4 protein-coding genes are annotated in these 5388 nt (G+C 63.7%); 2 read left to right on the top strand and 2 right to left on the bottom strand.

Features of this window, described 5'->3' with window-relative positions; all coding sequences use genetic code 11:
• Nucleotides 1–696, bottom strand: a 696-nt coding sequence (locus ENZ74_RS20435; protein WP_164761100.1) for a hypothetical protein, incomplete at its 3' end; no start/stop codon positions are given.
• Nucleotides 697–779: 83 nt separating this feature from the next.
• Nucleotides 780–1835 (bottom strand): CapA family protein, encoded by a 1056-nt coding sequence (locus ENZ74_RS20430; protein WP_063168830.1) that lies wholly within the window; start codon nt 1833–1835, stop codon nt 780–782.
• A gap of 107 nt (nt 1836–1942) precedes the next feature.
• Between ENZ74_RS20430 and ENZ74_RS20425 the strand changes: the two genes are divergently transcribed.
• Nucleotides 1943–3208, top strand: coding sequence for a hypothetical protein (locus tag ENZ74_RS20425; RefSeq protein WP_127312952.1), 1266 nt, complete (start codon nt 1943–1945; stop codon nt 3206–3208).
• 437 nt (nt 3209–3645) lie between these two features.
• Complete coding sequence (locus tag ENZ74_RS20420) at nt 3646–5250, top strand: DUF2778 domain-containing protein (RefSeq protein ID WP_063168831.1); 1605 nt, start codon at nt 3646–3648, stop codon at nt 5248–5250.
• The last annotated feature ends 138 nt before the right edge of the window (nt 5251–5388 follow it).

Here is a 5388-nt window from a genome sequence, read left to right as displayed (position 1 = left end):
TGGCTGTGCCGCCCCGAGATTGTCGGTGCGGAACTCGTAGGCGGCATCGAGCAAAGCATCGCCGCTGGACAGCTCTTGCAGCTTGCTGGCAAATATGCCGCGAAAGAAGCTGATCACCGCGTTGGTCCGCCGCGTCGCCACCAATATGCCGGGAAACGGCGCGATGGTCTCGAAAGCGACGATGACGCCCTGGAAGGCGGTCGAGGAGCCCTTGCCCGACCCTTCCCGCAGATGCGCCTCGTACAGTTCGAACGGAAACCCCTCATAGCGGCCCGCCACGATGTCGTCGAACGCCTGCCGGTTGAACGGACCAACCGCCGTGCGCGGCAACCGGTCGAAGGAATTCGGCGTCACGCCATGCTGGTAGCGCATGTCGGCGATGAAGCCGAATATGATCGGCAGCAGCGTCTCGCGGAACGATTGCTGCAGCCGCGTCGCCGGTTTCCTGGCCTGGAAATAGAGCAGGATCGAAGCCGCGAAGCCGATCACATAGAGAAATACATGCGGCGTCGAGACCCATTGCTCGTTGGGGTCGGCGACCTTGTTGAACAGCCAGGCGACCAGCACCACGGCCACCAGCACCAGCCCCACGAACACCGGCACCCGCCAGCGCACCTGCCGGACCGCCGAAGCCCTCGCCGCTTCATAGGCCTCGATGTCTTTTCGGATGCCGGCGATGACCGTTTCGCTCGGCATGAAATCCGCTGATTCCACCGCTACCCCCGCAATCCTGCCTCTGCGGGAGCATGATAGTTGGTTTTGCAAGGGCCGCCAGATGGTTAAGCGGGAACGCCTTCATCGGTTGGTGGAGAAGGGAAGACCGCTTTCAGTCGCTCCGCGACCCTGTCACGCATTCGGCCCTCCAAAGCCTCCATCAACACCAGCCGCTCGTGGTCGCCAGCGCGCAGGCGCATGAAGGGATGCATCCGGTAAGACGCGATCCTGCCGCGCGTACCGGCATCGGCACTGACATCGACAACGAGGATAGAGCCGATGCGGCCCGGCCATGGCTGCCGGGCAAAGGCGGTACCGAGGAAATCGCCGAGCCCATAGGCGACGATCGTCCCGTCAATCTTTTCCACCGGCTGCACGACATGGGCATGATGGCCCGCGATCAGCCCGGCGCCCTGCCCGGCCAGCCGCCTGGCCAGCGCTCGCGTCCCGTCGCGCGGAAAATGTCGGAACTCCCAGTCCCAATGCGGCACGGCGCAGAGAAGGTCCAAGCCAGCGGGTGGCCAGCTCGCCGGATCGCTGTCCATCGAAACGCGCCCGGCAAACAGTTTTTCATCGGCGTTCCGCCACAGCGTGAAGGCGGCGAAGCCGATATCAAGCGATCCAACCTGAATCGGCACAACCGGACCGTCGGCCAGGCCGATCGTGCGGATGCCGAGCCGCAGCAACGCCGCGATTGTCTCGTCGAAACCGGCGATGCCCTGATCCAGCACATGGTTGTTGGCCAGCGACAGCACGAGTTTTTCGCGCGCAACACCAACCGCCGTCAGCGCCTCGGCCAGGAACGGCTCGCTCATCGCATGATGCGTGCCGAGCCTTGTGCCCAGCACCGCGCTTGGCCTGTCCACAACAGGGCTTTCGCAATTGCCGATCACCAGATCGGCAGCGCCGAGCAGCGCCTTGATCGCCGGATCGCAATCCGGCGCGCTGCGGTTGGCCACCGCCGAGATGTCGCCGACAAAGGCAAGCCGCACCGCTTGCTTCGGCGGTGGATCCATCAGCGTCCCGGCCATCGGCGCAAAGTCTTGAGCGTCGCCGGCCAGTGACGGCTTCAGGAAACGCGGCAGCCAGGACAGCTTGTAGGAAAACGGATAATTCGACACGCGATGCCCAATTGTTTGCCCTGTGTAGACCGTCCGCGGGGCGGGTTGAAGCGCGACGCTGCAAATGGTGTATGTTTGCACTGCGCGACAAACATTGGGGGGAAAAGATGACACGACTGGCAGGCCTGCTGACATCCGCTTTCATTCTGCTCCTGCCGCTGTCTTCCGCGTCGGCGGCAATGCCAGAAGCGGCAACCACATTGTTTGAGGCGAAGACCGTGGCCGCGCGCGACACCGCTCTCTCGACGCTGGAGGCTGCCGCGCCAAAAGACCCGGCATCCGCCTATGCGGCCGGGGCGGGCGAGTTCTTTGCCGCACTGGAGATCCTGGCCACCGGCCTGCACCGTCATGGTTTCGAAAGCCCGCAATCCTTCATGCTGCCGCTGATGCGGTTGCCAGTGCCCGACAATCCCAATCCCGAGCCGCTCACTTACGAGCAGTTCCGCGCCATCCTGGTCGGCTTCCGTGACCGGCTGGAGAAATCCGCAGCCACGTTTGCCTCGGTGCCGCCCAATGCCGATATCGGCATGGTCATCGATCTCACCCATGCCGGCATCGACCTCAACGAGGACGGCACCATCGCGCCGGACGAGAGCATGGCGGCGATCATCGCCTCACTCTCGCGCGGCGGTATCTCGTCGGACGCCGCCGCCCCCACGCTCACCTTCCGCTTCGACCGCGCCGACGGCTACTGGCTGCAGGGCTATGCCGAGTTCCTGATGGCGCAGGCCGATTTCTGGCTGGCGCATGATTTCAGGAGCACCTTCGACGGCTCGTTTCACATGCTGTTCCCGCGCGCCAAATTGCCGCTGCAGGATATTCTGGTGCCGCCGGCCGGCGATATGGGCTCGAGCATCTTCTCCTCGGAATGGCGCATCGCCGATTTCATCTCGATGGTGCATCTCGTCAACTGGCCGGTGATCGAACCGGAGCGCCGGCAAGCGGCGCGCCGCCACCTGCTGGAAATGATCCGGCTGTCGCGCGAGGACTGGAAGGCGATCCGCGCCGAGACCGACAATGACCGCGAATGGCTGCCTGGACCGCAGCAGAAGGGCGAGAACCCGCTCACCGGCCTCGAAGTCGGCGAGGAGCAGGTCCAGGCCTGGCTCGCCGCCTTGACCATGGCCGAGGATCTCCTGGAAGGCCGCAGGCTGCTGCCGCATTTCCGCGTCACCGCCAGTACTGGGCTTGGCATCAACATGAAGCGCTTCTTCGACGAGCCAAAAAACTTCGATCTCGTGCTGTCGATCACCGGCCCGGCCATCGCGCCCTACCTCGAAAGCGGCGAGCTCGCGACCAGCGACGATTTCGACCAGATCCAGCGCCAGTTCGGCGGCGACGGGTTTTTGACGTTTGCGCTTTGGTTCAACTGAGGGTGGGCCGTTTGAGGCCGCCTTCCCGCGAGAAATCTAGCATGGCAGGCAACAGTTTTACCGGAAACACGCGCGCCTTTTGTAGGCAGGTCTGCCGGCAGTCGGTTCGCTGCATACACCGCGCGGAGGCGCTGCGTAAAAATTAGCAGTGGCTGTTTTGCTTGACTCGGCCGCCAAAAACAGGCAGCAAAACCAGGTCGGAAGGGCGACAACACCACTTTCCTGGCCGTGGACGAAGGCTGATTTGGCCAAAATCCACATCTCGTCGTTGGTTTTGAGAGGAATTGATTAACCAACTTTGTCCATATTTTGAAGCAATCGGCAACCAACTACAGACGCGGCAAACGCGTCGGGGACCACCTGGGATCACTCACAGAATGGTCGTCGCGGCTCTCAAGGCCACGTACGGGGAAACCGATTGAAGCGAGATTGGTTGCATGGCGTTGTTGAGTACACACAAAAAAAACCGGGGACAGCGTGAGGGCGGCGAGTTCGTCGATGCTCCACGTTCCCCTTCCTTCAACGCTGGCCGGGTGGCCCGCTGGGTCGCGCTGCCTTGCGTCAGCACCGCCATCGGCCTTTGGTTGATCGGCACCATGGCTGGCCTCAGTTCCGTCGGCGCCTCTCTATCGGCAACTTCGGTTGGCCTGCCCCAGACACTGTCGACACCGGGATCGCTCGCACTTGCCGATCCGCTGAAACAGCACTTTTTGAAAGCACCCTTCGTGCTGGCCAACGCCAATGGCGGCACTCAGGCCCTGCATGATCATTCGGTGCAGTGCGGCGCCAGCTGTTTCAAGCTGGCCAGGGTAAGCGCGCGGGCGGAAAAATCCGAACGCCTTGTAGCGCAGGCAAAGCCGATGCCCGCCGCCGTGAAGTCGAAGGCGCAGGAGCGCTTCGAACGCATGGAAGCGTCGCTTTCGCCGATGAAGCTGGCCGCTGCCTTTGCCGACGCCGGAAAGCCTGCCGCCAGTGCCAACACCCGCCCGGTGATCTCCACCGTCGCACCGCGAATTGCCGAGGCGTCGTTGGTGCCCTCCGTCCAGGTCACAGCCAGCCTGTCCGATAACATGCCAGTTCCGGCGGCCGAACGTTTCGCCCGGCTGGATACCGACTCGGTGGTCGTGCAGACCGCACCGCCGCCGATGGGTTTTGCCCAATCCGGTACGCCAGACAATTCGCAGTTGGCGCTTGCTCTGGTGCAGTCCCTGCCGGCCGACGACGAGGCGTTCGCCTCACCGCTGCCGATCGAGGAATCGTCAGCCGATGTCGTGGTTTCACCCGTCGAAACCCAGCAGGATCAACCCGGCGATGCCGCCGCGCTGCCGGACGCTCTGACCGACGACGTGCCGTTGCCGACCCGGCGTCCGCAATTCGACGCGCCGCAGCCCAAAGTGGTCCAGCAGGAGCCTAAGTCCGTCCAGCAGCCGAAATCCGTTCAGCAGCCGAAGCCGGCACGCGAGACGGTCCAGCAGGCCCAGCCGGCAAAACCGACGCGGCAAGGCCGGCCGGCCGATGGCGGCGATGTGCTGGCCTATGCCAAGCCCGACACCCCGTCGGGCGGCCTTGGCAAGGCGTTCAGGAACCTCTTCAACTCGCCAGCCGCCAGGAGCGGAGCCGGCAATGGCGTCGCCGTGTACGACATCAGCAGCGCGACCGTCTACATGCCTGACGGCTCGAGGCTCGAGGCGCATTCAGGCATCGGCGCCATGGCGGACCAGCCGCGTTATGCCGACCAGAAGAATCGCGGACCGACGCCGCCCAACACCTACAATCTGTCGATGCGCGAGTCGCGCTTCCACGGAGTGGAGGCCTTGCGCCTGACACCGGTCGATGGCCGCAACAAATACAATCGCAACGGCCTGCTGGCCCATACCTACCTGCTCCGGGGCCGCTACGCCCAGTCGAGCGGCTGCGTCGCCTTCAAGGACTATGCGCGCTTCCTCGCCGCTTTCAAGAAGGGCAAAATCAAACGCCTCGTCGTGGTGCCGCGCCTGAACGGGTCGGCGACGCAGGTCGCATCAGCCGCCAGGGGCGTGTAACGACAAGAGCTTTCGGGCGCCTTCCCGCTGCTCCTGACAGCCTGCTGTCAGGAGCAGCGCTGTCCGGCACGCCTCTCCCCACCGCGCTCTTTCCATTTTGGCCAGGAAATCCCATATTCGGGACATGGCCAAATCTCC

Origin of the sequence: Mesorhizobium sp. M7A.F.Ca.CA.002.15.2.1, from assembly GCF_003998715.1 — a bacterium.
Classification (GTDB): Bacteria; Pseudomonadota; Alphaproteobacteria; order Rhizobiales; family Rhizobiaceae; genus Mesorhizobium; species Mesorhizobium ciceri.
The sequence above is the reverse complement of the archived record's forward strand: the minus strand, read 5'-3'. Positions and strand labels throughout refer to the sequence as shown.

What these genes read in the sequence shown, in the direction of transcription:
- ENZ74_RS20425 (WP_127312952.1), top strand. Translation starts at nt 1,943, where the DNA reads ATGACACGACTGGCAGGCCTGCTGACATCCGCTTTCATTCTGCTCCTG.
- ENZ74_RS20420 (WP_063168831.1), top strand. Translation starts at nt 3,646, where the DNA reads ATGGCGTTGTTGAGTACACACAAAAAAAACCGGGGACAGCGTGAGGGC.